This is a genomic window from Halorubrum tropicale, from assembly GCF_001280455.1.
Taxonomy (GTDB): Archaea; Halobacteriota; Halobacteria; order Halobacteriales; family Haloferacaceae; genus Halorubrum; species Halorubrum tropicale.
The window spans coordinates 92,972-119,054 of sequence record NZ_LIST01000007.1; the positions used below are offsets into that span (position 1 = coordinate 92,972).

Annotated in this window: 24 protein-coding genes and 2 pseudogenes; 14 read left to right on the forward strand and 12 right to left on the reverse strand. The window is 59.9% G+C overall.

The window, feature by feature from the left end; all coding sequences use genetic code 11:
- Positions 1-102: 102 nt before the first annotated feature.
- The 4 genes from AMR74_RS19235 to AMR74_RS14925 form a co-directional block, all read right to left on the reverse strand.
- Positions 103-273: a hypothetical protein gene (locus AMR74_RS19235; protein WP_167551926.1), complete on the reverse strand. Its 171-nt coding sequence runs from the start codon at positions 271-273 to the stop codon at positions 103-105.
- 69 nt (positions 274-342) lie between these two features.
- Entirely contained in the window at positions 343-747 is a 405-nt protein-coding gene (locus AMR74_RS14915) for an acyl-CoA thioesterase (RefSeq protein ID WP_053772848.1), read from the reverse strand.
- A complete protein-coding gene (locus AMR74_RS14920; RefSeq protein ID WP_053772849.1) occupies positions 744-1,457 on the reverse strand; it encodes an acetate--CoA ligase family protein in 714 nt (237 codons plus the stop codon). Before AMR74_RS14920 ends, AMR74_RS14915 begins: the two co-directional genes overlap by 4 nt.
- A complete protein-coding gene (locus AMR74_RS14925; protein ID WP_053772850.1) occupies positions 1,454-2,827 on the reverse strand; it encodes a CoA-binding protein in 1,374 nt (457 codons plus the stop codon). The genes AMR74_RS14920 and AMR74_RS14925 overlap by 4 nt, the downstream gene beginning before the upstream one ends.
- Positions 2,828-2,919: 92 nt before the next feature.
- Here AMR74_RS14925 and AMR74_RS14930 point away from each other — a divergent pair, with 92 nt between their 5' ends.
- Both AMR74_RS14930 and AMR74_RS14935 read left to right on the forward strand, forming a co-directional pair.
- The gene (locus AMR74_RS14930; protein WP_053772851.1) at positions 2,920-3,669 is read left to right on the forward strand and encodes an ABC transporter ATP-binding protein; all 750 of its coding nucleotides are present in this window, start codon (positions 2,920-2,922) and stop codon (positions 3,667-3,669) included.
- Positions 3,670-3,771: 102 nt separating this feature from the next.
- Positions 3,772-5,181, forward strand: coding sequence for an SLC13 family permease (locus AMR74_RS14935; RefSeq protein WP_053772911.1), 1,410 nt, complete (start codon positions 3,772-3,774; stop codon positions 5,179-5,181).
- A 1-nt stretch (position 5,182) separates the two neighbouring features.
- Here the strand turns inward: AMR74_RS14935 and AMR74_RS14940 are convergent, their stop codons facing one another.
- The gene (locus AMR74_RS14940) at positions 5,183-6,724 is read right to left on the reverse strand and encodes a class I adenylate-forming enzyme family protein (protein WP_053772852.1); all 1,542 of its coding nucleotides are present in this window, start codon (positions 6,722-6,724) and stop codon (positions 5,183-5,185) included.
- Between the two features lie 109 nt (positions 6,725-6,833).
- Between AMR74_RS14940 and AMR74_RS14945 the strand changes: the two genes are divergently transcribed.
- On the forward strand, positions 6,834-7,757 hold the full coding sequence (locus AMR74_RS14945) for a hypothetical protein (protein WP_053772853.1): 924 nt from the start codon (positions 6,834-6,836) through the stop codon (positions 7,755-7,757).
- Here the strand turns inward: AMR74_RS14945 and AMR74_RS14950 are convergent.
- The 3 genes from AMR74_RS14950 to AMR74_RS14960 all read right to left on the reverse strand — a co-directional run bounded on the left by AMR74_RS14950 (position 7,674) and on the right by AMR74_RS14960 (position 9,883).
- Positions 7,674-8,441 carry an IclR family transcriptional regulator gene (locus tag AMR74_RS14950; protein WP_053772854.1) on the reverse strand — a complete coding sequence of 256 codons (768 nt, stop codon included), beginning with the start codon at positions 8,439-8,441 and terminating at the stop codon, positions 7,674-7,676. The two genes, AMR74_RS14945 and AMR74_RS14950, sit on opposite strands and share 84 nt — an antisense overlap.
- A 234-nt stretch (positions 8,442-8,675) precedes the next feature.
- Positions 8,676-9,179 (reverse strand): gamma carbonic anhydrase family protein, encoded by a 504-nt coding sequence (locus AMR74_RS14955; protein WP_053772855.1) that lies wholly within the window; start codon positions 9,177-9,179, stop codon positions 8,676-8,678.
- Between the two features lie 104 nt (positions 9,180-9,283).
- Positions 9,284-9,883: a GNAT family N-acetyltransferase gene (locus AMR74_RS14960; RefSeq protein ID WP_053772856.1), complete on the reverse strand. Its 600-nt coding sequence runs from the start codon at positions 9,881-9,883 to the stop codon at positions 9,284-9,286.
- A gap of 935 nt (positions 9,884-10,818) precedes the next feature.
- Here AMR74_RS14960 and AMR74_RS14965 point away from each other — a divergent pair.
- Complete coding sequence (locus AMR74_RS14965; RefSeq protein WP_053772857.1) at positions 10,819-11,217, forward strand: universal stress protein; 399 nt, start codon at positions 10,819-10,821, stop codon at positions 11,215-11,217.
- Positions 11,218-11,220: 3 nt separating this feature from the next.
- Here the strand turns inward: AMR74_RS14965 and AMR74_RS14970 are convergent, their stop codons facing one another.
- Together AMR74_RS14970 and AMR74_RS14975 are read right to left on the reverse strand one after the other, a co-directional pair.
- Positions 11,221-12,573: a methyl-accepting chemotaxis protein gene (locus AMR74_RS14970; RefSeq protein WP_053772858.1), complete on the reverse strand. Its 1,353-nt coding sequence runs from the start codon at positions 12,571-12,573 to the stop codon at positions 11,221-11,223.
- Positions 12,574-12,635: 62 nt separating this feature from the next.
- Positions 12,636-13,082, reverse strand: coding sequence for a MaoC family dehydratase (locus AMR74_RS14975; RefSeq protein WP_053772859.1), 447 nt, complete (start codon positions 13,080-13,082; stop codon positions 12,636-12,638).
- Positions 13,083-13,224: 142 nt separating this feature from the next.
- Between AMR74_RS14975 and AMR74_RS14980 the strand changes: the two genes are divergently transcribed.
- The 6 genes from AMR74_RS14980 (at position 13,225) to AMR74_RS14995 (ending at position 21,079) form a co-directional block, all read left to right on the forward strand.
- Positions 13,225-14,550, forward strand: a complete 1,326-nt coding sequence (locus AMR74_RS14980) for a CoA-binding protein (RefSeq protein ID WP_053772860.1) — start codon at positions 13,225-13,227, stop codon at positions 14,548-14,550.
- A gap of 127 nt (positions 14,551-14,677) precedes the next feature.
- Positions 14,678-14,998: a hypothetical protein gene (locus tag AMR74_RS14985; protein WP_053772861.1), complete on the forward strand. Its 321-nt coding sequence runs from the start codon at positions 14,678-14,680 to the stop codon at positions 14,996-14,998.
- Positions 14,999-15,128: 130 nt separating this feature from the next.
- Positions 15,129-16,364: an FAD-dependent monooxygenase gene (locus AMR74_RS14990; RefSeq protein ID WP_077152356.1), complete on the forward strand. Its 1,236-nt coding sequence runs from the start codon at positions 15,129-15,131 to the stop codon at positions 16,362-16,364.
- 247 nt (positions 16,365-16,611) lie between these two features.
- On the forward strand, positions 16,612-17,367 hold the full coding sequence (locus AMR74_RS17605) for a maleate cis-trans isomerase family protein (RefSeq protein WP_077152357.1): 756 nt from the start codon (positions 16,612-16,614) through the stop codon (positions 17,365-17,367).
- A gap of 238 nt (positions 17,368-17,605) precedes the next feature.
- A complete protein-coding gene (locus AMR74_RS19640; RefSeq protein WP_240471183.1) occupies positions 17,606-17,767 on the forward strand; it encodes an aldehyde ferredoxin oxidoreductase N-terminal domain-containing protein in 162 nt (53 codons plus the stop codon).
- 1,383 nt (positions 17,768-19,150) lie between these two features.
- Complete coding sequence (locus tag AMR74_RS14995; protein WP_053772863.1) at positions 19,151-21,079, forward strand: archaea-specific SMC-related protein; 1,929 nt, start codon at positions 19,151-19,153, stop codon at positions 21,077-21,079.
- Between the two features lie 149 nt (positions 21,080-21,228).
- Here the strand turns inward: AMR74_RS14995 and AMR74_RS20065 are convergent.
- Positions 21,229-21,552 (reverse strand): annotated as a pseudogene (locus AMR74_RS20065) (IS6 family transposase); the annotation flags it as partial.
- Between the two features lie 128 nt (positions 21,553-21,680).
- On the opposite strand from AMR74_RS20065, the gene AMR74_RS15000 reads away from it, so the two are divergent.
- Positions 21,681-22,700, forward strand: a complete 1,020-nt coding sequence (locus AMR74_RS15000) for a sensor histidine kinase (protein WP_053772864.1) — start codon at positions 21,681-21,683, stop codon at positions 22,698-22,700.
- Between the two features lie 141 nt (positions 22,701-22,841).
- On the opposite strand, the pseudogene AMR74_RS20070 reads toward AMR74_RS15000, so the two are convergent.
- Positions 22,842-23,126 (reverse strand): annotated as a pseudogene (locus tag AMR74_RS20070) (IS6 family transposase); the annotation flags it as partial.
- Between the two features lie 202 nt (positions 23,127-23,328).
- On the opposite strand from AMR74_RS20070, the gene rdfA reads away from it, so the two are divergent.
- The 3 genes from rdfA to AMR74_RS15015 all read left to right on the forward strand — a co-directional run bounded on the left by rdfA (position 23,329) and on the right by AMR74_RS15015 (position 25,958).
- Positions 23,329-23,955, forward strand: coding sequence for a rod-determining factor RdfA (gene rdfA / locus AMR74_RS15005; RefSeq protein WP_053772865.1), 627 nt, complete (start codon positions 23,329-23,331; stop codon positions 23,953-23,955).
- A 634-nt stretch (positions 23,956-24,589) separates the two neighbouring features.
- Complete coding sequence (locus AMR74_RS15010; protein WP_053772866.1) at positions 24,590-24,937, forward strand: hypothetical protein; 348 nt, start codon at positions 24,590-24,592, stop codon at positions 24,935-24,937.
- A gap of 88 nt (positions 24,938-25,025) precedes the next feature.
- A complete protein-coding gene (locus AMR74_RS15015; RefSeq protein WP_053772867.1) occupies positions 25,026-25,958 on the forward strand; it encodes an ArdC-like ssDNA-binding domain-containing protein in 933 nt (310 codons plus the stop codon).
- The last annotated feature ends 125 nt before the right edge of the window (positions 25,959-26,083 follow it).

Below are 26,083 nucleotides of genomic sequence, written 5' to 3' on the forward strand. Positions count from 1 at the left end.
GGATAGAGCGCTTGAAAGGACCTATAACAGCGTTTTAGATCGCGCAGACATCCCTCTACGCTCGGGGTCTGGCGTTGTCGTGTCACTCCGCCGTCGGCTGACCTAGACTTGCGCCTCGAAGATGTCGGCGGTATCAAACAGCGAGCGACAGTCCTCACACACCATCTGTCGCTGGATAGCGTACTCCCAGAGCTTCCCGCCACAGTCCAGACAGTCGAAGTGTGCTTCTACAAACGGGTCCTCCGCCGCGTATGGGTTTTCGAACTCCGCCATACCAATACAACGTTGTAGAATCGATAAAAACGCTTCGCTACCCCAAAAGGACACTTTCGAACCAACCAGTCATCCTTCGGCGTAGGAGGCCATCGCGTCCCGAAGCTCGTCTGGCACCTCGATTGCGCCGCCACCACCGTGCTCGGCACACACCCGCTGCTCGTACCCCTCGAAGGTGACCGTCCCGTCACAAATCGCTGTGTAATCGAACCGGATGCTCTTATCGCCTACCTCCGGCGTCAGCGCGATAGTCACCTCGTTGCCGGCCTCGACAGGGGCCTTGAACTCGAAGTCTACTTCGACGATTGGGAGGCCAAAGCCTCGGTCCTGCGAGAGCTCCCAGAATGGGTGTCCGATTTCCACCATGAACATGTCCGACGTCTCATGGACCGCGTCGATGATACGCGGGTAGTGGGCGATACCGAACGGGTCGGAATCGGAGAAACGCACCGTCCAGGTGCGTTCGAAGCTCATCGGTCCCCCCCAGTCTCCGCTTCGAGGACCACGAGCGCATCCAGCACCACGGCTCCGTCAGCGGAGGCAAGTACCGGGTTGAGGTCCAGTTCCGCGATAGGGTGGTCGGTCACGAGGTCGCCCACCGTCACCACCACGTCCGCGAGCGCGTCTAGGTCGGCCGCGTCACCGCCGCGATACCCCGCGAGCAGATCCGCGACCTGTAGTTCTTCGATGGCAGACCGCGCCTCGGCGCGGTTAATAGGCGCAATTCGGTGGCTCGTATCCGCGAACACCTCGGAGAACACGCCACCAAGCCCCGTGACCACGACCGGGCCAAACGACGGGTCCCGGAGTCCGCCAACGAGTATCTCTGTACCCGCGTCCACATCCATCGTCGCCTCCACGAGGACGTCCGCGTCGATGTTCCGCCCGGCGGCCGCGTCGAAGATACGGTCGGCAGCAGCACGCAGGTCCTCGCCCGATTCCATGCCGACCGCGACCCCGGCACCATCGGCCCACTCGCTCTTGTGTGTGACCGACGGCGAGGAGACCTTCACGACGACCGGGTAGCCGATGTCCGAACCGGCCTCGACAGCCTCGTCCGCGGTCGCACACACGGCAAACGGCGGCGTTTCCACACCCGCGTCCGCCAGCATTCGTTTCCCCTCTGCCTCGGTCAACGTGCGCCGCCCGTCGGCGCGGACGGACTCGATGGGCGCATCAGTCATCGGCTGGCCTCCAAGGCGGCCCCGGCGCGACCCTGTATCTTCGCGTAGCGAGCGAGGACCGCAGCGGCGTCGCCGGCCCGCTCAGGCGTCTCGAACATCGGAACCCCCGCGTCTGTCAGCGTCGCTTTGTCGTCGGCCATGTCCTCCTCGATGCCGTCAGTGGCGAACAGTATCGGCTTGTCGACGCGCTCGGCGAGGCCGTCTAGCGCGTCGGCGGGGAAGCCCATCGCCTGCTCGAACAGTTCGTAGACCAGCACGATGTCGACATTGTCGTCCTCAGCGACGGCCGTGACGACGTCTCCGAAGGCAGGCATCGGCCGACCGGTGTCAACCGGGTTCCCGGTGTAGGTGACGCCTGACAAGAGCTCGTCGACCCGGTCCCTCGTCTCGGCGGTGAGTTCGGGGAGCCGTCCGCCGGCGCGCTGGATACGATCCGTGATGATGATACCAGGGCCCGCCTGTGCGGTGACAACACCGACGTTCGGGCCGTCCGGTTCGGGCGAGTCGGCCAGTGCCGCCGCGGCGTCGAGCAGGTCGTCCGTCGCGTCTACCGTCGGAATGCCATACTGGGCGAACCCGGCGAGGTATAGCTCGTGGTCGCCGGTGAGCGCGCCGGTGTGTGACTCCGCGAACTCACCCACGTCCGACTGACCGACTTTGTAGGCGATGACGGGCGTCTCGCTCTCGCGACAGGCCTCCAGTAGCGCACGTCCGTCGTCCGTCCCTTCGACGTGGATGACGATGGCACCGGTGTCCTCATCGCCGTCGAAGTACTCGATGACATCGGTAAAGCCGACGTTCGCGCGGTTGCCCAGTCCAACCATGACGGAGACACCCCGCCCCTGTCTGCGGGACTGGAAGGCGAGCGCGTGGGCGACGCCGCCGCTCTGGGCAACGACGGCGGTGTTCCCTGCCGGGAGCTTCTCGGCCCCGCTGGCGAACGAACACAGGAGGTTCGTCCGGGGGACGACGAAGCCGCTCGTGTTCGGCCCGAGCACGGAGATGTCGTACTCCTCAGCCACCTCGACGACCGACTGCTGTAGCCGCTCACCGTCCTCGCCCGCTTCGGCGAAGCCGCCGGCATAGACGACCACCGCGCCGACGCCCGCCTCGCCACACTCCTCGATGACCTCCGGGGTCACCGGGCCGGGGACACAGCAAAGTGCGAGGTCGACATCGTCGTCGATGTCTGTCACTGACGGCACGAACGCCTCGCCGAACAGCGTCCCCTTGCTGGAGGGGTTTACTGGATACACTGGACTGTCGAACTCAGCCGCGTTTGCCATCGCCTCGTAACCGATCTTCCCCTCGGTCGTCGAGGCGCCGACGATTGCCACAGCCGTCGGATCGAACATCTGCGTAAGAGTCACGACTGCTCTTTCACACAACGGGCTCAAAGCGTTTTCCCCGTCACAACGTGACAGGGGTAGGTTTATTTGAGTGGATAAGGTACCAGTTCACAATGGCGCTACTCGAAGGGCAGAACCTGACGAAAAAGTTCGGCGGCATAGTGGCCATCAACGATGTCTCGTTTTCGGTCGAACGCGGCGAAGCCATCGGTCTCATCGGCCCAAACGGGGCTGGCAAGTCGACGCTGTTCCGGACTGTCACCGGCGTTCACGAACCGACCGAGGGACGGGTGTTCTTCGACGATGAGGAGATAACCGGCAAGGCCCCCCACGAGATTTGCCACCGTGGCCTCGCAAAGACACACCAGATTGTCCGGCCGTTCGAGAGCATGACGCTGCTCGAAAACGTCGCGGTCGGCGCGGAGTTCGGGGGGCGTGAGTTCGACGATGTCCGCGAGCGCGCAAGGGAGATGCTCGAGTTTGTCGACCTCGCGGACATCCAGTACAGCGACCCCGGCGAGCTGAGCGTCGGCCAGCTCAAGCGGCTCGAAATCGCCCGGGTGCTAGCCACCGACCCGGAAATCGTCCTCTTTGACGAGGTCGCCGGTGGCCTCGACCCGGAGGAGACCGAGGACATCGTCGACCTCATCGGTGACATCAAAGACGAGGGGAAGACTGTCTTCCTCATCGACCACGTGATGCGCGCGCTGATGACCGTCAGCGAACGGGTTATGGTGCTGAACAACGGCAGTCTCATCGCCGAAGGGACGCCCGACGAGATACAGAACAACAATGAGGTCATCGAGGCGTACCTCGGCGAACACGCCAACAAGGACCTCTCGAACGCCGTCAGCGCTGACTGACGCCACACACTTCACGCCGGCTTCCCGGCGAAGTTGTCCAAACGGCGTCTTTTGGGACCGGTACGCTGATACTCCTTCACAGTGTGTCACTTGGTACTCAGCATGTCGGACGAAACTGCCAGTCGTGTAGCCGCCATCCGTGATGTCGACCCGGCGTGGCTCTCCGTTCCGGCCGGGGTGCTCACGGCAGGGGCTGTCCTCCGGTTTGCGCCGCTCGGTACAGGTGCCGCCCGGATGCTCGCTATCTCGCTCTTTTGTATCGCGCTGTGGGTGGGAACGCCCGTCAAGCCGTGGTTCACTGCGCTGGTCGGGATCGGCCTCATCGGCGTCACCTTCTCCGCCGACCTCGCGCTGACGGGGTTCCAGTCGCCGGCGACGTGGCTGGTCGTCGTGGGCATCCTCATCGGCGAGGCGGCCCGACAGAGCGGCCTCGCAGACCTCATCGAGCGGGTTGCCCTCCACCGAATGCCGGGGGCCGTGGCGACCGACGCCGTCGCAGCCTACCGGTATCTGCTCGTAACCCTATCTTTCGGGAGCCTCGTGTTGGCGGTGCTTGTCCCGTCGTCACTGGTCCGGGTGCTCATCCTCGCGCCGATTCTACAGTCGCTCGGCGGCCTGTTCCAGGAGCGCCGGGCGAAAATCGGTATCTTTCTCGGACCGCTGTTCGCGACATTCTACGGCTCGTCGGGCATTCTCACCGGCTCACTCGCGAACATCATCGTCACCGGCCTCGTCGAGTCAAGCGGCGGGCCGGCGATCACGTGGACGGAGTGGACGCTGTGGCTCGGCCCAGTGATGGGCATCGGCCGCGTCGCACTCATCGTGGGTATCGCATACTTCGTGTACCGCCCGCATAACCCGGACGGCGTCAACACGCCGGAGCGGGACGGGGCCCTCTCTACGACGTCACGGGAACGCCGGATGCTGGTCTTCCTCTTGCTGGGCGTCGCCATCTGGGCGACGGACTTCGTCCATGGCCTACACCCGCTGTTCGGGGCTATCGTGGTCGCGTTACTGGCGTTCGCTCCGCAAATCGGCGTCGTCGGGCCCGACGCGGTCGGCGAGGCCGACTTCTCGATTCTCTTCTTCCTAGGCGCTATCTTTGCCATCGCCGAGGGACTGCGACAGACCGCGTTTACCGACCTCGCCGCGAACCGACTGCTGTCGACGCTCCCGGCGGACCCCTCTCTCTCGCTGGTGCTCGGCGTTGTGGTCGTGTCGGCGCTAGCCTTGACCCTCGTGATGGAGGGCCTCGCCGTCGCCAGCGTCCTGACGCCGGTGTTGGTGTCGTTCGCCACCAGTGCCGGTATCCCGCTCGTCCCCGTCGCGATGATAGAGGCCGTGGCGCTGAACGCCTACTTCTTCCCGTACCAGTCGGCCGTGCTGGTGGCTATCCTCGGGCTCGATGTTGTCGACTCGATAGAACTAACGAAGATGGCGAGCCTCTGCTCGCTCGCGACGTTGCTCCTGTTGGTCCCGATCCAAATAGGGTTGTTCGTGCTGTTCTTCTGAGCTACCGGTCCGGGAAGTGCTTCTCGACGAGCCGGCTCCGGACGACGGTCCCGGTGTCGCTCCGGGCGAGCGGGTCGCTGGTGACGGCGTACTCCCGGGGGCGTTTGAAATCAGCCAGCGACTCCGTTTCGAGGCAGTACTCATCCAGCTGCTCAGCCGTGAGGTCGGTGTCGGTGACGACGACAGCGGTGACGACTTGGCCCCACTGATCGTCGTTGAGGCCGAAGACACAGACCTCCTCAACGTCGGGGTGGCTTTCGAGGGCCGTCTCCACCTCGGTGGGGTAGACGTTCTCGCCGCCGCTGACTATCATGTTATCCACCCTGTCGACGATATAGAGGTAGTCGTCCTCGTCGACGGTCGCCACGTCTCGCGTGCGGAGCCAGCCGTCGAAGTAGCTCTTTGCCTCCGCTTCGGGGTTGTCAATATACCCGTCGGACATCCCCGGTCCGCGGGCGATTATCTCGCCGCGCTCACCGGCGTCGACCGTCGCCTCCGGGTCCGGATGCTCGTCGAGCGGCGCCGTCTCGACGACCCGTATCTCCCACGAGAACGACTCCTTGCCGATGGTTCCAGGGTGGTCCTCCTGGACGCTCGGGTGGGCGAACGTGAGGTCCGGGCCGGCCTCGGTCATCCCGTAGGTGTTGTAGACCTGGTCAGTCAGATGTTCGGTCGTGTCCGCAACGAGGTCCTCCGTGACGATGGAACCGCCGGTCCTGATGTACCCCAGCGAGTCCACGTCGAATGCCCGTTCCTGCTGGACGGGGATGAGAGCTTTGAGCTGTGTTGGTACGGCGAGCAGGCCGCTCACGTTGTGTTCCTCGATCAGTGACAGCGCCTCGGTGGGGTCGAAGGAGGTGTGGAGGACTATTGTCGCGCCGGCGACGAGGTGCGGGTAAATCCAGGCGTCGGTGGTCACCATGTGGTACCACGGTGTCGTACACAGCGCCGTGTCCGTCTCGTCAATACCGTGTTCCATCACGACCTGGATAGCCCCGTACCACAGTTGTTCTTGGTCGAACGTGACCGCCTTTGGCGCGCTGGTCGTCCCGCTCGTGTAGAGGATGCCACACTCATCACCGACCGACTGGACTGGACTGTGGTCGGCGTCGGAGACGACCGTCTCGTACGACTCAACGAGGTCGTGATCGATATCCCGCTCGCCGGCGTGAATCGCGACTTCGAACCCGACCCGATCCAGCAGCTCTAGAGCCGTCTCGGCGTTGGCGTCATCGAAGAGTAGTGCGCGCGCCGACCCCGTCTCGACCATCCGCTCCAACTCCGAGACGGCGGCGCGATTGGACAACTGCGCGGTGCCGACGCCGCGCTTGTTGTTTGCGAGCATCGATTCGACGGCCGGGTGCCCGTTGTGTGCCAGCACTGCGCATCGTCCATCACCGATTCGATGGTGGAGTGCGTTCGCCAGGCGCGTGCTCCGTTCGTCGAGAGTCGCGTAGGTGAACGACCGTCCGGAGTCCGTAATTATCGCTGTTTTATTCGGGTAGCAGCGGACTGTCCGGGCGAATGCCTCTCTAAGTTTCATGATAGTTCTGCTATCACGTACCACCCAAACTGCAGTATTAATAGTTCTGGTTACACCGACGCAATCGGGACGGTGTAATTTATCCCGGCCTACACAGTAAGTGCCTGACATGGTTCGACGCCTCGCCGGTCTGAGCGCACACATCCGGCCGGTGTTCATGCTCCCGGTCCTCGCAGTGTCGGTCTGTGGAGCGTTGCTGGCGCCGAGTGTGAACGGCTGGCTCCTGGCCCAACACGCGGCGGGGGCGGGGGCGGCGCTGTTCGTCGCCCACCTGCGTGACGGGTTCGTCGACGGCCATCTACGAGGTGAAGAGGACCCGCCGCTTCCGGTGTCGACATACCGATGGGCGACGGCGGGGGCAACGCTCGCCACGCTCCTGCTCGTGGCCTCGCTGGCCGCCACGACGACCACGCTGGCCGCGGGGTCGCTCATCGCCTTGCTCTGTCTTGCTCTGTTACACGCCCCGTATCTCGACAGATACACCGTTCCCGTGACCGTGGATTACCCGGTCGGTATCGCGCTCACACTCGCTGGCGGGTTCGTCACACAGACCGGGAGGCTACGAGCGGACATCGCTGCGGTCGCAGTGAGCGTCGCGCTGCTGTTGGCCGCAATAAAAGTCGGCATCGATCAGCTGGACGCCACGTTCGACGGCACTATCGGGAAACGCACGGTCCCTGTCGTCGTGGGCACGACGCGGGCGCGATGGGTCGCGTTCGGCGGTTTCGTCGCCACGGCGCTGGCAGTCCTCGCCTTTGTATGGGTCGGCGTGTTTCCGTGGCTCGGTATCGTCGCGGCCGCCGCCGCCATCGGCTGTGCCGGGGCGGCACTGACTCTGTCGCCATACGTCGCTGTCAGGGCACAGATAGCGTTGAGCTATGTCTACGTCGGTGCGTTGTTCGTCGCGCTCTGTGGACCGGACTGTGTGGCGGGCCCGTTCGTCCCGCTGTCATCGATACGCGAGGTTCATCTCTATCTCGTCGGTGGCGGCCCGCAGCTGGTCAAAGACTTCCCCTTTACACCGCTCCTTTGAGAGCCTGTGGGCGGGCCCGGCGATGCTCAGCGCCCCCTGTATCTCGCCCTCGAACGTCAGCGGCACACCGATAGCGTGGATGCCCTTGAGGTCCTCGCTGAGGTTCAGCGCGTACCCCTGCTCGCGAATTTGTGCGAGTTCGTCGAACAGGGCCTCACGTGTCGTGATGGTGTTCTCGGTACGGGACGGCAGCCCGTACTCGTCGACGATTGCGTGTATTTCCTCCTCGGGCAGGTGCGCGAGGATGGCCTTTCCGCCGGAGTTACAGTGCATGTACGACCACTGTCCCAAGATGGTATTGATGTCGATGTTGTTCTGTCCGCCTCGACCGTAGATGTACATCGCCTTACCGTTCTCATGCGTGATGAGCCACGCCATCTCACCGGTGGCCCGCTCCAGATCGTCGACCGCCTCCATCCCCGAACGGAAGATATTCAGTTGTCCCCTGACGTACTGACCGTAGTCGAAAAAGCCTAGCCCGAGGTGGTACTCTCCGCCGCGTTTCACTACGAACCCGTGTTCCCGCATACTGGTCAGGTGGCCGTGGATCGTGCTCTTTGCGATGTCGAGCCGGTCCGCCAGCTCGGTCACGCCAGCTCCATCGACCTCCCGGAGTGTTTCGATGAGAGCGAACAGTGTTTCGTCCGACTTTATCCCCTTGCCGGGCTTTCTGGACTGTTTCATACCCCTCGATACGTATACAGCACAATTAAACATTACTGATTGGCGGATTAACTGACCGGGATCACCGTGCCTACTGTGTTCGATAGTATCGAACAGAGGAGTATCGGCATTCCGGGTCAGGTTCTAACACAGGTGTACGCCCGGTATTCGACTGTATCGCCCAGCTCTCCGTTATCTATTACAGACGTACAATTGTAATGGCCATATCGGTTTTACAGACGTACGGCTGTAACGTCAGCTCCCATCAGCCGCTGTCCCACGGTACCGGGCAGCCAGCTCGACGTAGTTCCGGTGTGTCTCGCCGATCTGTGCCACCTGTTCGTCACTGAGCGGCCTCGTGTCGGCAGGAACACCGTAGGCCATGTGTCCCTCTGGCACCCGCTGTCCCTGCCGAACAACGGCGTTCGAGGCGACGATACAGTTCGACTCAACGACTGCACCGCCCATAACGGCGCTCCCCATACCGACCAGCGCGTGGTCATGTACGTCGGCGTAGTCGACGACTGCCCCATGGCCGATAGTCACTTCGTCACCGACTGTCGCCCCGTGGAGCATCGTGAACTCCTGTACGTTAGTCTCCGTGCCGACAGTGACCCGCCCCCCGTCACCACGGAGGCAGACGAATGGCCAGATGCTCGACCGGGAGCCGACTTCGACGTCGCCGACCGCGTACGCTATCTCCGAAACGAACGCGTCGTCCGCCACCGTGGGCGTCTCACCATCAAATGGTCGTTCCATACATACCAGAAAACGGTGGACCGACTAAAAACTGACTCGACACAGTTTGAAAATTGTTCGACTACATCGAACAATAGCAGCTTAAATCGCTACCAAGACCACTCTCAACGCTCCCGTTCCGACGGTGGCCGGCGGACACGGTCCGCTATTGGGTCATCAAGCGAGAGCCGCATCTCCAGTTCACCACCAAGCTGTTCGATGACATCGAATCCAACGTTGTCGTACACCGTGACTGCGGCATGGTTGTCGGCCGCGACGGTTAGGGACAGTGCTTCGTGTCCGCGGTCAGCCGCATGGGCGACGAGCTGTCGTATCAGCTCCGACCCGATACCGCGACCCTGTGCCTCGTCAGCGACGAAGACGATGAGATGTGGCGCCGGGGCGTTGTCCGGCGTTACACCCGTGTGGCCCACGACTGTGTCGTCGGATTCGGCGACGAGGCTCCACCCATCGTCGGTGAAGCGACCGAGCCACCGCCGAAGCTTGGACTCGGTGACGGGCGGCAGCCCCATCGTCCGGGCGTCGGGCCCCAAGTCGAGATACATCTCAACCAAGGCGTCCACGTCCGCGGGCTGGTGGGGTCGAACGAGGGCTGTGGCCGACTCACGGTCGGTAAAGCGCGGACAACGTGGCGGACAGTAAGGGGTTCCTTCGCACCGACTGCTGTCCCAGCCGTCACAGGCCCAGTTTTGGTCTCGATCCATACGAAAGCCTCCAGACTGTAGAAAGTTAACAGGTCCCCCGAACATCGACTGGTGAAAATAGACGGTAGTTCTCTGTTGAATCCGTAGAACGCGATAGGATAGCATCGCTCAGAAGGTAGAAGTGAAGCAGAATAGCCGAATTGAGCAAACTACTTTTCTCCTTCGTTAAGCAGGCCGTGTCGCTGGCTCAAGAGCGCTGAGCCACCAGTCCAACGGCGGTGAGTGACATGGATCGCGTTCGTGGTCTGTTACAGCTTGCTCGAACAGCATTTCCCGCACCCTCAACGCTGTATTGGTCGTTTGAGAGGATACCCATGTCTGTGTGGCGAGGCTTCCTTCGTGAGTCCGCAGCCATCCGCGATCCGGGCTCGCATAGTGCCATCGATGCCACGTTCTTTGGCCGCGAAACGGCATCGAGACACTATCAACACCGCATGGATCGCCACATACGCACACTCAAAATGACGCGCTCGGCGATACAGACCGTGTGGTACCTCCGTCTTCACTGCTCGGCACACTGGCCGCACAACACTCAAACTGGCCGTCAAGTCGCCCTTCTCAATACCGAGAAAATTGAGAGTCTTGCTAGCGGCAAAGGCTATAACGACCAATCGCTCAGGGATGCCCTCTGTTCAGAAGGCGTCCAACCTCTGCTTCGTTGTCAGCTGTTTGTTGCCTACGATCACGCCCACAACACACTGGTGGACAGCAAATTATACGGCCAGCGTTGAATGGCCGAGACCGTCTTTCGGCCATCAAGCGTCGGTTCAGCCCCGGATTCCACCCTAGCGCGTGGTACCACGAATTCCGCGAACTCTTGGTTACCACCAAGACCTACAACCTCGAACAGGCTCTCAAACAGTGATCTCCACGCTGCCATCCGATTCAACGGAGCAGACAGTAGTTATAAAAATGCTTGGTACAAACCATGTTTTATGGTACAATTGTTACTCGCGCTTGACGACGATTTATCACAGGCACAAGCACAGATCTCGGCCATCGAGAACATGGTCGAGACAGCTGACGGCGCCGAGGCATACATCCTACACGTCTTCGACGAGAACCCCGAAGGGGCCTCGGTTCACCAAGTAGAGGCGGTCAGGGAGACCAAAGACCGCCTCGAAGCCGCGGGTGTCACCGTCGAACTTCTCGAATCGAGCGGCGACCCGGCAGAAGAGATACTCAAATACGCCCAGAAGCTCGACATCGACCAGATCTGTGTCGGCGGTCGGAAACGGAGCCCCGCTGGGAAGGCGCTGTTCGGGAGTATCACACAAGACGTGATTCTCGGCACACACCTTCCAGTGCTGGTCTGTGGCAGCTCGGAGAAGTAACGGTTAGCTCCGATCCACGGCTTCCTCGAGGTTCCGGTCCAAGGCCTCGACGCTCTCGCGAATCTGTCTTATCTGTGAGGTCTGTCGCTGGTTCGCCGTGGCGAGTTCGGCTACCTCGTCCGCCACCCGCTTGACGCCCTTGACAGTTCTGTCGAGCGTTGCCGTAATCTCCTCGGCACTGGTCGCCTGGTCGTCAGTCGCGTCGGCGATCTGGTCCAGCTGCGTCGAGATGTCCGTGATCGCGTCCTGTATCTGCCGCTGGTTCTCGTTTACCTCCCGTATCTCCGTCTCGATGTCCGCAACCCGCTGGGTCGTCTCCTCGACGCTGGTGACGGTCTCGGTCGCAATCGACGAGATGTCGTCTATCATCTCTTCGATGCGGTCGGCCTCCGTCTGAGACTCAGCCGCCAAGCTCTTGACCTCGTCCGCGACCACTGCGAACCCCGCGCCGGCCTCGCCAGCGCGGGCCGCCTCGATGGAGGCGTTCAGCGCGAGCATGTTTATCTGTTCGACTAGGTCGTCGATAGTCGCCACCACGTCGTCTATCTCGGCTATCTGGTCGCCCAGCTTCGTCGCATCGGTCGCCATCTGCTCGCTCGCTTCCGTGACGGTTTCTACCGTCTCTAACAACTCCTGCGTGGCGGCCTCGGAGTTCTCAGCCAGTGTTTCGGTCGCGTCGCTCTGCGTGCTGATGGTCTCGACGCTCGACGCGACTTCCTCGGTCGCCGCGCTGAGGTTCTGTATCTCCCCATCTACACGTTCGATGTTGTCGGCCTCTGCCTCCGCGATATCTGCGATCTCCTCCGCGTTCTCGGTCACCTGCGTGGCCGCTGCCTCAAGATCGCCGACGGACGCGTCGATGTCCTTCTGAACCCGCTCCTGTACCGCCTGCATCGACTCGCGCTGTTCGACGAGGTCGGTGACCCGACTGACGTACTCGAAACAGCCGACTATCCCTCCCTCGGGGGACACCAGCGGGACGCCAGTTGCGCGGACGTGCCAGTCGGTTCCGTCTTCGTAGGAGCCTGTCCTGACGGTCGTCTCCTTGATTGCCTCCCCCGTCCGGACCACCTCTTCAGCGAGCGTCTCGGTCACGTCTTCGGTCCCCACGACCTCGTGTGCCGGTCGATACAGCGCGTCCTCGGCCGGCGTGCCGATGAACTCGGCTTGCTCGTCGTTCCAGTGTGTCAGGCGCCCGTCGTCGTCGACGACTATGACCGGCTCGGGGAACAGCGCGACCATCTGATCAAAGAGGCTCCGCCAGTGGTCGCGCTGAGCGCGCAGGCGTTCGGTCTCCCCGTACTCGTCCGGGAGGTCAGGCGCTACCGTTGCGTCGTCTGGGTGAGATGTGGACATATGTCAGTGTTTACCATCCCCATATGATAAAATGTTTCATGCCGGAAGCTGCTACGCACCGCTCACTCGCCGCCGTCCCATCGCTGGACCATCGCGGTCGCCTCGTAGGAAATGACCAGGTCGTCGTCCTGATTCAGTCCCTCGTGACCGGTCGTCACGATGCCCCGGCTCGAATCACTCTCAGAGGTGCGCTTGTTGAGTATCTCGGTGCGAAGCCGGAGCGAGTTACCCGGTCGGAGCGGTCGGTGCCAGCGGAGGTCGTCGATGCCGAGGCCCACCTGTGTCGCCGTGTCCTCACTGCTCTCGACGTGAAGACGCATACAGATAGCGGCCGTCTGCCACCCTGACGCGACCAGTCCACCGAAGGTGGAGCCCGCGGCCGCCTGCTCGTCTGTGTGGAACGGTTGTGGGTCGTACTTCTCGCCGAACTCGACTATCTCTGACTTGGTAATCTGATAGTCGTCGGAGTGTCGCGTGTCGCCGACTGAGAGATCCTCGTAGAAGCGCATACATGTCTGGATGTAACGAATCGACAAAAAACCGATCCGAACGCCCCGTCGACGGCGGCCTGTGGACCGTTCACCGAGCGAGGCTCCGCCGCCAATAGCTCACAGTCGAAAATTATATCCAGCATTCGTGGGAAGTGAGCGTATGAGTCTCAATGACTTATTCGATCCGGACAGCATCGCAGTTATCGGCGCGTCGAAGACACCAGGCAAACTCGGCAACGACGCGATGGCGAACGCGAAGGAGTTCGACGGGCCCGTTTACCCGGTCAACCCCTCGGGAGATGGGTCGGTCTACGGCTACGACTTCGTCGAATCCGTCGCCGACACCGACGCCGACCTCGCGCTCTGCTGTGTCCCCGGCCCAGTGACCCCGGAGGTCATCGAGGAGTGTGGCGAGGCGGGCGTTGGGGCCGCCGTGGTCTTTGCCGGCGGCTTCGCCGAGGCCGGCGGGCAGGGCATCGAGCTGCAGGCGGACGTACAGTCGATCGCCGAGGAGTACGACATCGCCGTGCTCGGACCGAACACGGCCGGGCATATCATCCCCCACAGACACCTGTTTAGCTCCTTCGTCCCAGGGTTCGACGAGATAGACTCCGGCGATGTCGCCATCGCCGCGCAGAGCGGCGGCGTAGGGGTGACGGCCACCTTCCAGCTCGATCGTGAAGGGTATGGGACCGCGGGGATGTACGGCCTCGGAAACCGCGTGAACACCGACTTCGACGAGGTCATACCGATGCTCGACGACGACTCGGAGGTCGACGCCATCGCGCTTCACATCGAAGGCACCGACCAAATCGACTCCGTTATCGAGGCGGTCGAAGCGGCCAGCACACCTGTCGTCGCCCTCAAATCGGGCAACGAGATGGAGGAGTTCGTCCAGGCACACACAGCAGCGCCTATCCAGGAGTCCGAGCGCTACGAGCGCCCCTTCACGAACGGGGGGGCGGTCATGGCGGACTCGCTGACCGAACTGCTCGACGCGAGCCGGGTCCTGGCGCAGTGTCCACAGGCCGACGGCCCGAACGTCGGCCTCGTCACCGCACAGGCCGGCCCGGGTATCATGATGGCTGACTACCTCGACGAACGTGGCGTGAACTTCCCGGAACTAACCGAGGACACCCGGGAACGCCTCGACGACATCCTCCCCGGATTCACCTACGACCGGAACCCCGTCGATACGGGGCGGCCCATGCCGGAGTTCGGTGATGTCATTGACGCCGTGGGGCGCGACGACAACGTCGACATCGTGCTGGTCTACGAGATATTCGAACACTCGCTGGGATATCCCGTCGAGGAGCTCGAACAGCTCACCGCCGACATCGACAAGCCCGTCGTCTTTACTGTCGCCGGGCCGGACGCCGCACTGAGCGACGACCGCGACCGGATGGAGGACCTTGGCGTGGCGACGTTCGACAGCCCCGAGCGCGGTGCCTACGCCGCGTCCGTCCTCGCCGAGACGTCTCGGTGACTCCCGACTCCCCACCGATTTCGCCGCTCGCGTCGGCTTCGATTTCGCTGCCGACTTCGCACATTCGTGTCGAATCTTGAGGCTTACTATCAGAAACGTTTACGTGGTATCAGTCAACATGATCTGTATGGTTCAACCAAGCAATCTCGCAGAAAGAGCTGCCGAAGCTGATGAGCTTCCGAATCCACGTGACATCGTCGGAGAGCACGAGGAAATACCCGTCACGGACATCTTCGACGAGGCGTTCATACAGGCAAACACTGACTTCGGGGACTTCGACCAGATGGTTGCGGCCAGTCCCTCTGAGGCGGACTCGGCCGCGGATCTAGAACTGGTGCCCGACGGGACCTGGGACGAGTTCGTTGCCGAGACGACAGTGTTCGCGGACGAAGAGGAAATGGTGTTCGCGGCTCGCGACCACTGGGTCGAGACGCAACTCGGGCTGTAAAGCGGCGGCGAAGCGCGTGTTCTCCCCCGAATAGCGACGCCGATTTCCTGCTGTAGAGTGGCTTAACGCTCAGAATCTTTCCACCTAACCACAATAATTATGACGGTCGTATCACAACCAACAACCGACGATGAGCACTACTGACACAGAACACCCAGTGTTGATTGCCGGTGCAGGCCCAGTCGGAATGACTACGGCCCTCGCGCTGCACGCACGCGGTGTGCCCGTGGCGATTCTTGAGGCGGAGTCCGAAGACCGGGACCGGTCCGGAAGCCGAGCGATATACGTCCACGGCACAACACTTCACACCCTCGAACGGGTCCACCCTGGCCTCGGTGAGAACCTCGTTGAGGAGGGTATCGTTTGGCCGACCCGGCGGACCTGCTGGCGGGGCAAGGAAGTGTTCAAGCGGACCTACGACAACCCCGGCGGGGACGGGAAGTTCCCCCACTTCACCAGCGTCCCGCAGGTCCGTACCGAGGAGTACATGCATGAAGCCCTCGACGAGGCCGGCATCGAGATTCACTGGGATAGCGCTGTAGAGACAGTCGAATCGAGCCCAGACGGTGTCTACGTCGAGACAGCAGACGGCCGTGAGTGGGAGACACCATATCTCGTCGGCGCGGACGGTGGCGGTTCGACAGTCCGGAAAGAGATCGGGGCTGAATTCGACGGCGACCAGTCAGAGAACTCGTTCATTATCGCCGACGTCAACGAGATCGACGACGAGGAGGAACAATGGCCAAACGAACGGCTGTTTCACTACGATGACCCGGCCGTCGGTGGCCGAAACGTGATGCTCGTCCCATTTACTGACGGCTGGCGGCTCGACATCCAGTGTATCGATGGGGACGACCCGGAAGAGCTGGTGACTGACGAGAAGATGCGTGAGTTCGTCGCCGAGGTTATGGGTGAGGCCTACGCCGAGGAACTGTACTGGGTTTCCAGTTACAAGTTCCTCCAAGTGATGGCCGATACGTTCATCGATGACGACCGCCGTGTCCTCCTGGCTGGCGAAGCTGCACACCTGCTGGCCCCGTTCGGCGCCCGCGGGATGAACTCTGGGATCGCCGATGCTGACGAAGCCGCCTCAGCGGTCGCCACGGCCTATCACTCAACAATTGACGCTGTCGCCCGTGACGAGGTAGAGCTGTACGCCGCTCGCCGGGAGAAAGCCGCCGAGTACAACCTGAACGCGGCCGGCCAGGCACTAGAATATCTCCAGGGAGATAACCCAGCGACCGTGCTCCGGAAGGAGGCAGCAGCGTCGCTGGCTGACTACTTCGAACCGGCTGGCGAGTATCTGGACGACGCACCGTACGGCCCTCACGATGCCCCACCGATAGTTTCGACCGGGAACTACTGAGGACTAAAGCGTTCCTTGTTGGCCGGAGAACACACAAATTTCTCGGGGGTCAAGAGAAGGACGGACGAGAGAGTGACCCCATGCGCTTTGTACACCTATTAGTGAGGAGGAATATCCGCGTCGTCTACTACTGCCTCGAGCGTGTCTCCGTCAGTTCTGATGTCTCGCAGGGTCCCTTTTATCATTCGGCCAGCTATTGTGGATAGAATAGATTTAATATGCTGTGGTAAACACGGTATACCATACCATGGCAGATGATTTCCGCATAGGATTGATAGTACCCAGTTCGAATGTAACGATGGAAACAGAAATTCCGGCGATGCTACAAAGTCGGCCTGACCACTATGCCGAGCAGTTCACCTTCCATTCAAGCCGGATGCGGATGCAAAGTGTCACACAGGAGGAGTTGGAGCGGATGGATGAGCAGTCTCTAGACTGTGCTACGCTGTTGTCAGATGCACGGTGTGATGTCCTCGCCTACGCGTGTCTGATTGGAATCATGGCACAGGGACCGGGATATCATGAGGAGAGTGAGGCAGCACTACATCAACAGACTGTCGAGAATGATGCTGACGCACCCGTGGTTACCAGCGCCGGCGCCCTGGTGCGGGCCATGGATCGGCTGGATGCAGAGAATATTGTTTTGATTGCACCGTACATGACAGAGTTGACTGAAACTATGATCGAGTATTTCGAAAGTACCGGTGTCAGTGTAATAGACTACAAGACACTGGAGTGTCCAGATAATCTTGAGGTCGCACAGCTTGACCAGCGTAATCTACTCAACATCGCCGCGGATCTCGATACGGATGCTGCTGACGCATTAGTGCTGTCCTCATGCGTTCAGATGCCGTCACTGGCATCAATACAGGCCGCAGAAGACAAATATGGGTTACCGGTTTTCTCGGCAGCAGCCGCTACGACCTATGAAATCCTAGATCACCTAAATCTCAGTACACAAGTTGCCGGGGCAGGTCGTCTACTTTCCGGACAGATCAATTAATTGTGAGCAGTGGATCGGGCCCGGTTAGCACAATATGTAAAAAATATATTTTCGTGGTGTGACGCCGAAATTACGAGGGTCAAGAGCGATACATCGTCGGGCGGGGCGGGGCGACGCTGCTCGCACGCGAGCGGATCGTGTTTGAGGCGGACCCGCTCGGTCCAAGAACCACGCCATGTTCACTACTGGGCCGATACAGACGTTTCGGATGAGTTTCACAGGCTAGAAAAACTCTATCATGCTCTCACCGCTAACGGACAGGCTTCACTCCCCAAACGCAGTTGGTTTCGTCTCGCGGCACATCGCTGCGACCGGGTACGGGGCTATCGAGCTGGCAGGCGTGATCGACGAGTTGGTCGCCGTCCACGTGCGCGATGACGGCATCGAGTTCGAGGCCTAACCGGAGCTCGCGGGCGGGATCACCCCGAAGACGACCGTCTACCCCGATGACGAACACGGCATTTCCAGCGACCTGACCGCCGTGATCTTCCCAGCAGGCGAGAACGAGTCCGGTACCGTCGGTCCTGACGACGGAGAAGCGCTCATTCAGCTGCGGCGGGCTGGGATCGGTTTTCGGCTCGAAGGACGTGAAGGCCACTACGTTCGGCATCGCCTTGACGATGGGCTGAACATTGTGCTGTCAGCGCCGGAAGCGCATCCGTTCAACCCAGTCTCGGACACACTGGGGTAGCAGCCTTTGGGACAGACGGTTCGGTCGTCGCGACCAAGGTCGGCATTCGGCGTCGTGGAGATAAGGACAATCAATAGCGTCGGTGATGACGGATTTGCGGACATCCTCCTCAGCAAGACTGTTCATCCTACTCCACTCGCTTGAGGCGATTGACCCACCGGGTCTCGATGGTCGTCGACTACTCCTGGAACCACGCCGACTACCTCGTCGCCGCGCTCCCCCAGAAGACATATTATGAACAGATCGACAGACGGACTTAACCGCTGGAACAGACCGTGGTCTTAAATTAGCGACAAGGCGATGATATTCTAGTACCTATGCCAGAAATTCTCCGTCTCACCGAGCCTACCGAATAATCGACGTAGAGTTTGTGGAACGAGAGCTGACACCCTGCGAAATAATTGAATAGATATTGGTGATCATCCAATAGTCCTATCATTTTTGAATACAGTTATATTATGTGAATAGTTGGGTGATTATCGCCATCAAGTCCCGGTTCACAACTGAATACAAAAAACCGATCGACAGCCAGCTGACGGCGAAAGCTTGTACTGCGTTGCTGTCGGTCAAAAGACGATCCAAATTAACGACAAACAGTACTGGCTGTACGCCGCAGTCGATCCTGAAGAGAATAAGACCTTATTAACGGCTGTTTCCGACGTATACGATTCTGATCGTACAAGGTTTCTTACCGATCTTCAAGAAGCACGATGTCGAAGATGTATGCTTCCCGTTGATGACGTATATGATCTGATTGGAGGGCTCCAACGAAAAAAACCCAGCAACCGGCTTCAATAACATGGGTTCAGAATTACGGCTGAATATATATTTGAAAAGATATATTGACTAACATATTTGTGTCCAAACTATTTTGCTCTATCTAACTACCGGCCTTCGAAACGTGGTTACAAGCCTACGCCGTCTGGTGGGAACATGCTTGACTTAACATGACTAAGTTGATGTGAAAGACTGTGCTATCGACGTGTTGTTTCTTACGTAGTCCAGTTAATATTGATCTCATTTTTGTCAGTTAGTATGTATACAATAGAGCCGTAGGTTTAACACCACAACTATCCTTCTCATACTATATTGATGGCTCAGATCTCGAAAAACGCCGTCCGCGTCGATGTTCGGAACATCGGCGGCATTGACGAGGCGTCGGTGACGCTCTCGGACGGCGTCTCAATTTTGACCGGGCGAAACGCAACGAACCGGACCTCGTTCCTACAGGCGCTAATGGCCGGCCTCGGCAGCCGACAGAGTTCGCTGAAGGGCGACGCCGAAGAAGGGGAAGTTACCCTCGGACTCGGCGACGAGACGTACACGCGAACGCTACAGCGCCGCGGGGACTCGGTCGTTTACGGCGGCGATCCGTACCTCGACGACTCCGAGCTGGCCGACCTGTTCGCGTTCCTGCTGGAGAACAACGAGGCGCGTCGGGCGGTGGCGCGCGGCGACGACCTCCGGGAGATCATCATGCGTCCGATCGACACCGACTCGATCGACGCGGAGATCAGCGAGTACAAGCGCAAACGCGACGAGTTGGAGTCCGAGATTGAGAAACTCGACAGCCTCGAACGCGACCTACCCGACCTCGAAGCGGACCGCCGCGAGAAGGTCGCGGAGCTGGAGGCGGCACAGGGGGAACTCGAGACGGTCCGCGAGGAACTCGACAGCTTCGACGCCGGCGTCGAGGAGAGCCGGACGCGCAAAGAGGAGATGGAAGAGGCATTCCAGCGCGTTCGCGACGCACGGTCCGAGCTCGACGACCTCGAGTTCGACGTCGAAACGGAGCGCTCGACGCTCTCAGAGCTGAAATCGGAGCGCGAAGAGTTAGAGGAGACGGTCGAGGCGGCGGAGGACCCGGACGAGAACCCGGACCGCCTCGCCGGTCGCATCGACGAACTGCGGCGCCGGAAGCGCTCGCTCGACGACGAGATCAACGAGCTTGGCAGCGTCATCGGCTTCAACGAGGACATGGTCGACGGCTCGGGGATCGACATCGACGAGGGGATGCCCGGCGACGACCCGACCGACGCACTGACTGCGGGCGACCAGACGATGTGTTGGACCTGCGGGTCCGAGGTCGAGACCGACCAGATCGAGGCGACGCTCGACCGACTCCGGGAGCTCCGCTCCAACAAGCTCGACGAGCGCAACGAGATACGCGCCGAAATTCAGGAGCTCACGGAGCGACAGTCATCGATCCGCGAGACGCAACGCGAGATTGAGCGCGCCGAGAAGCGGCTCGAAACGGTACAGACAGAGATCGAGTCGACCGAGTCACAAATCTCAGACTTGGAGGACCGGATCGCATCGAAACAGGAGGAGATCGAGGAACTGGAAGCCGAGGCCGAGTCGATCGATGTCGACGGCTACGACGAAACGTTGGAGCTCCACCGCGAGGCGAACGGCATCGAGCTCCGGATCGAACGGCTCGAAGACGAGATCGACGAGATCGACGACGAGATCGACGACCGTGAGGAGGCGATCGATCGACGAGAAGACCTGAAGGCCGAACGCGAGGAGATCACTGAGCGGTTGACCGAATTGCGGACGCGCGTCGACCGCATCGAGGAGAACGCCGTCGAGGAGTTCAACGAGCATATGCAGACGGTCCTCGACATTTTAGAGTACGAGAATCTTGACCGGATTTGGATCGAGCGCCGAGAAGTGGAGGTCCGCGAGGGCCGTCGCAAGGTCACACGGACCCAGTTCGACCTCCATATCGTCCGCTCGTCGCCCGACGGAACGGCCTACGAAGACACGGTCGACCACCTTTCGGAGAGCGAGCGTGAGGTGACCGGGCTTGTATTCGCACTTGCCGGATACCTCGTCCACGATGTCCATGAGACCGTCCCGTTCGTCTTACTAGACTCGCTCGAAGCGATCGATTCAGATCGTATCGCGCGCGTTGTGGAATACTTCCAGTCCCACGCCGACTACCTCATCGCTGCTCTCCTGCCTGAGGACGCGAACGCGCTCTCCGACGAGTATACCTACGTCGAACAGCTCGACTGAGCGATTTCAGGTCCCAACTCGGACCTGTCGGACCGCTTCCGGTGTCCCATCGTATCGGGGGGCGGTCGCGTTACATAGGGTGAAAGTTTGTCTGACAGCGACGGCCTTGAATCCGTTTTTAATTCACCTCCACTACGATGGTCGTCTGAACTTTGACGTGAATTGTGGTAGACGGCGACGGTTTTAATCCAATTTTGAGCTACCTCCAGGGCAACATAGCTAAAACTATTTGCGAACGAAGATGTTCGTCGTTCTATTTCTCAAAAAATACTTTTATTCGCATTCCGATTTCCATGGTGATTAATTCGAAATCAATACCCGTCCTCAGCGAGAACTGGACCAAGATAGTCTGTGACATCGACGAGAGATTCCACATCACTGAGCTGGTAGCACCGGTGTAGCTCAGTCAGAAACCATCGTATCGTCTGTTTATTTGCGGGTGGATAGAGGCTCACGTGGAGAATTTCGTTCGTATAGGCTCTGTTGAAATCCTCAGCAGGTGATAGTTTTGTGCTCTCGATCGCTCAGTACAGGTGAAGCGCTCATCGGTCGGTGCGGACCTACCAAAGAGTAAGTAACCAGCCGACAGAGGATACGGCATATGAGCGACGGCGACTCGAAACCGGGTGATCTCTCCTCCGAGTTTTTCCAGCAGATGGTCGAGGCAGTCGGCGTCGGCGTCGGGATATACGGACAAGACGGTCGGTATATCTACGTGAACGACTCTTACGCTGAGCTGTTCTCAGTCACGCCGGCCGATCTGATCGGAGTAGCGATTTGGGAGGTCGCACCCGAGGTCGACCCCGACACGTTCGACGCGTACTGGGACTCATTCGCTGACGGTGACACACGGCAGGCGGAGACTGTCCATGAGTACAGTGGGAACCGCGTGCCCGTGGCGACGGTCACGACGCAGCGAACGATTGACGGGGCGCCGTACCACTTTGGGACGATCAAAGACATTACTGAACGCAAGGCGCAGGAGCGTGAAATTCAACAGCAGAACGAACGTCTGGAGAATTTCGCCGGGCTCGTCTCACACGACCTTCGGAATCCGCTCAACGTCGCGCAGGGCTATGTCGATATGCTACAGGCAGACATCGACCGCGATGAGCTAACTCTCGTTGACAACGCGCTTGAACGGATGGATTCGCTGGTGTCTGAGCTGTTACAGCTCGCACGGACGAACACACCGGTCGGGGAGACAGACCCAGTGTCGTTGTTCGACACCGTGACGAAAGCCTGGGACTCAGTCGCAACGATCGACGCCGACCTGCGGTTGGCAGGCTCCGATACGCAGATACTTGCGGATGAGTCCCGATTACGGGAATTGTTCGAGAACCTATTCCGAAATGCTATCGAACACGCCGGGGCAGATGTAGAGGTAACCGTCGAAGCACAGTCGGACGGCTTCTCAGTCGCCGATGATGGACCTGGAATTCCACCCGAAGAGCGTGATCGAGTTTTTGAGACCGGGTTCACGACGAACCCGGACGGGACGGGATTTGGGTTGAATATCGTCCAGCAGATTGTTACCGGCCACGATTGGGAGATACAGGCTACGGAGAGTATCTCGGGGGGCGCACGATTTGCGATTACCGGCGTCAAGACGGTGGATTAGTACGTGGTAGTGCTACATGCGCGACTCGTCTCTTCCACGGTGTGCGGAACGGGATCCGAATCGCCAGAGTTCAGTCCGGTCAATTCGCAGCTCTCATCGGCCGGCTGTTTCACATGATATTATGTCTGAAGAATGGGATTTCAACAGAGCCTTCGTATACGGATCAACCACGCCATACAGCCAGAACTGCTGGCCGTGGAGGCGGAGCATCTTCTCGGCAACCGCAAGTTGATCCTCTGAGAAGGCCGATATCAGCTGTAGATCGGCTTTGAGAACCCAATTGTAGATAGCGATGTGGGTCTGATCAATTCCCTTTATCGCGAGAAATTTTCTTACTTTACATAGTGATATGGGTCAAGTGACAGCGGATTACTACTTCAATCACCCAGAGCGGTGTTCTATCTCGCCCACAAATGACAAATCAATCTATGCGATACCATCGTTGAGACAGTCGAATTCTGCCATAGACACTCAGAACTCGTCCGCCCTACCCTCTAACTTGACGCGACCGATCAGTCAAATATTGGTTATAAGACCACGGGGGAGGCAGCCAAGCGAAACTCGTTCCCACAAGTCCGCTTCGTTGGTGGACCGATGATTTTGTCACGCTCGAAGGCAAAATGCCGTTATGACCACCGAAGCGAGCGGCGAAAATACGAAGGTCGCACGCGTGATTCGTGAGTATGACCTCGACGGCATGGGCCCGAGGCTGGAGGCCAAATGGACTGGAGAGGCAGGCAATCGGACAAGCCTGCGGGATCTCGCCGACGAGTTTAATGAGGCGGTGCTGGAGGCTGCTCTCCGCAAGGCGAGTATTTCGTCGATCAACGTCGATGTATCGAGCACGTATAAGGCCCTACGTGGCGAGTCCGGGTCGTCTGTAACGCGAGCGCGTCGCAGGCTTGAACGGGAGGGAATCGACGCGGATGACCTCACCCGCGACTTCGTCACCCACCAAGCGATCCACACATATCTCACGCAGGAGCGCGAGGCGAGCCTCCCGTTGGGAAACGACGATATAGCCGAAAGAAAGATTGAGACCATCGAGAAGCTTCAAGGGCGGCTGTCAGCGGTCGCCGAATCCGCCGTCTCGTCGCTCGCAAATGCGGAGGAGCTTGACCGTGGCGACTACGACGTGCTGGTCGACGTGCGCGCTGTCTGCCCTAACTGTGGTTCCGACACGACAGTTGGCGACCTGATCCGACGGGGGGGCTGTAGTTGTACGACTAAATCTAATTCCACCGGGAGAAATTAAAAATAATCTACTCTCGTAGTAATGTAGTTGACGCGCATCGTAAAACTCATTTTGTGAAGGTCGATTTTAAGTCAGTACGTGATTTCATAGAGTATACTTTGTTGAATCCGAGGATGGCGTCGAGTTCACTGTTTGGGAGCCTGTTCGAGTTTATAAAGTGCGGCAGTCAATACTAACTCGCAGAATTCGCGGTACCACGCGGGAGGATGGACAACGGGGCCGAACCGACGCTTGATGACCGAAAAGACGGACTCGGCCATCGAACGCTACCGTATAGCCCGCTGTCTAACCGTGCGTTGTGCACGTGATCGTACGCAGCAAACAAATGGCGCAGCAGGGGCCGGACGCCTTCTCAACGGAGGGCGTTCCGGAGAGATTAGTCTGGCGGCACAGCGCCATTGAGCCGACGACAGAACTTGCTTAGCGAAGTGGGAGAGTGGTTTAAACACGTTTCTTCCGCTTCACTTCTACCCTCAGAGCGACGCTATCCCGCCGCATTCTGCGGATTCTAATGAGTGGTTTAGAGAACATCTCCGAGCAGAGCGTCTACCCCTACCGGCGTGATTTCACACCCTGTTTTTCGTGCCCCAGAGAGGGCGAGGGCTCCTTCAAAAGCTCTCAGAGGAGACTGCCTGTGAGTCAACAACAGAGTCCCGACAACGTCTCGATCGACGAGATCCCGGTCGATATCGACAATACGCAATCAGGCGACGTCGAACCCACCGATGTCCCCGACGAAATCGAGTCCATCACCCAGGGACTCGCCAGTAAACACCCGCCGACGAATCCGCTGGTCGTGTTAAAAGCGGCCCGGTGGTGGTACATTCACGGCAAGGGCGGCACAGATCCCGCCTTCCAGTGGGCCATCGAATGGACGCGTCACCTAGCGACAGACACGCCTAGCGACATCAAGCGGTTCGAAGACTTTCTCGAGTACCTTGTCACAGTCGGGTTCGTAGACGAACGCCACGAGCTCCGCTAACCGACAGACCGGTTTTTTTGGAGCCCCCTGAGGGGTGCGGCGCGGTCTGAACAGACGCAGTCGCCGTGACCTTGATTCGGTGAACACAATGGCTACGACTAGTGACTCGTCGGTCTCCTTCGACCAGACCGACACGCGATCCGACGAAATGAACAGCACTATCGAACAGTGGATCGACGACCTCGTCGCCGGCGTCGACGACGCGCAGGCCAGCGCGGAGTTCCAGGAGTGGCTCGACGTCCAGAGTCGCTTCCACGACTACTCGTATCGGAACACGCTCCTCATCAAGCGCCAATGTCCCGAGGCGACTCGGGTGGCGGGCTACCGGACGTGGCAGGAAGAGTTCGACCGCCACGTCACGGAGGGCGAGTCGGCCATCTGGATCTGGGCGCCGATCATCACCAAGCAATGCCCGGAGTGCGAGAACTCGCCGAGCTACCACGAGAACAGTGACTGTGAGTACGACGAGACGCCGTCCGAGGAGTGGTCGGAGGGGCTGGTCGGGTTCAAGCCCGCGCCGGTGTTCGACGTCTCCCAGACCGAAGGCGAACCGCTTCCTGATCTCGACACGGAGGCGACCGGCGACGCCGGCGACCTCGTCGAACAGTTGACTGCTGCCGGCGATGATCTCGGCGTGACGGTGCGGATCGTTCCAGCCCAAGAGTGGACGCACGGCGAGGCGAAGGGCATCTGCGAGCAGCTGAGTCTCGTCGATATGCAACCGCGGGTCGAAGTGCGTGATCGGGAGAACGATGCCGACCTTGCGCGGACGCTGATCCACGAGTACGCCCACGCCCTGCTCCACTTCGACGTCGACGACGACACCGAGCGGGCGAAACGCGAAGTCGAGGCCGAAGCCGTCGCCTACGTCGTCGGGCGGTACTGCGGGCTGGATACCAGTGGGTCGGCGTTCTACCTAGCCGCGTGGGAGTCGGACGATCCCGAGATCGTTCGTAACCGTCTCGACCGGATCAGTTCCACAGCAGAAGAGCTCATCGACGTGCTCGAAGACGCCGTCTGAATTCTTAACCAACACTCGACTCGACACCCCCAATTTCGTTGGTTAAGTCTGCTCGTCTCCGCCGTTCGCGACAGTCGCAAGGCTAAAGCAGGCCCGTGTTTATACTCTATGTAAGAAACGCAGGT